Source organism: Streptomyces sp. PTL18, from assembly GCF_059510295.1.
Genome location: NZ_JCAJZO010000099.1, coordinates 1 through 1,453, shown reverse-complemented (window position 1 = coordinate 1,453; position 1,453 = coordinate 1). Strand labels below are relative to the sequence as shown.

The 1,453-nt window shown below is 69.6% G+C and carries 1 pseudogene; it reads right to left on the bottom strand.

Features of this window, described 5'->3' with window-relative positions:
• Positions 1–223 precede the first annotated feature (223 nt).
• Positions 224–1,309, bottom strand: a pseudogene (locus tag AC5WS8_RS39115) (IS701 family transposase); the annotation flags it as partial.
• Between the last annotated feature and the right edge of the window lie 144 nt (positions 1,310–1,453).

The window sequence follows — 1,453 nt, the reverse complement described above, 5'->3', positions numbered from 1 at the left end:
TAGTACTCCAGTGCGGTTTCGTGATCTATCCAGTCGGTTCGTCGGCGGAGCGTCGTCGGTAGTGGCTGTGGCGGGCTGTCGCCTGGTGTTGTCGCCGCCAGTTGGACCAGTGCAGCAGCTTGGCCGCTGACACGGCTGGTGTGTTGAAGACGGCGGTGAGTAGGTGTCGGATCTCCGGGACGGTCAGCTTGATCGGGGGGTGAGCGCGGGTGAGGTGGGCCGGCGGGGCGGGTCGCTCGGGCGCCGAGTCGGCGGCGACGGCGGTCAGGAAGGCCAGGGCGAGCATGGCGAGTGTGATGTGCCGGTGCCACGAGGCCCAGTTGCGGACCTGGTAGTGGTCGAGTCCGACCTGGCTCTTGGCGGCCTGGAAGCACTCCTCGACGCTCCAGCGGACACCGGCGACGCGGACCAGCTCGGCAAGGGTGACCGTGGTGGGTGACCAGCACAGGTAGAAGGCGAGTTCTCCAGTGGTGCGGTTGCGGCGGATGAGCAGGTGACGGTGGCTGCCGGTGCCGATGTGGATCCAGGCCCAGTCGTAGTAGCGCGGGCCCTTCGCACCGGCTCCGGCGCTGTGCCGCTGCCAGGCGGTGGCGGGCAGGCGGTCGGCGACGGTGTCCGCGCGAATGGTGGTGCGGCCGTGGTTGATCCGCACCCGCGTCGAGCAGGCGACGGCCAGCACGTAGCCGGTGCCGCGCGCTTCCAGGGAGGCGCGAAGCTGCGGGTCCTGTCCGTAGGCTTCGTCGCCGGTCACCCACCGCGCCTGCATCCCGGCATCCAGCGTGGCAGCGATCATCTCCCAGGCCAGGCGGGGTTTGGTCTGGAACTGCACCTCGTCGGGTATCCCCGCCGCGTGGCGGCGCTCGGCGTCAGCGCACCAGGAGTGCTCGGGCAGGTAGAGCCGGCGGTCGATCAACGTCCGCCCCCGGCTGGTGGCATAGGCGAGGAAGACCCCGACCTGGGAGTTCTCGACGCGGCCCGCAGTGCCGGTGTACTGCCGTTGCACGCCCGCCGAGGCGTGGCCCTTCTTCACGAAGCCGGTCTCGTCCACGATGAGGACACCGCCGTCGGTGCCGAGGTGTTCGACGGCGTAGGCGCGCAGGTCGTCGCGGACGGCGTCAGCGTCCCAGCGGGCGTAGCGCAGCAGCCGCTGCATCGGCCCCGGCCGGGACAGGCCGGCCTGTTCGGCCAGCTGCCAGCAGTTCTTCCGCTCTGCTTGCGACAGCAGCCCGAGCAGATAGGCACGGGCACTCGCTCTCGGCTCGACTCGGCCGAAGCGGCCTGCGATCCGGGCCATGACCTGGTCGAACATCTCCCGCCAGCGGGCAGGGTCTACGCTATGGCCCGCGGCCACCGCACGATCTTCGTTTGTCCACACACCAACCGATGATCACGCGGTGGCCGTACCCGTTTCCGACCGGGTACGGCCACAAGATCGCGAAACCAGACTGGAGTA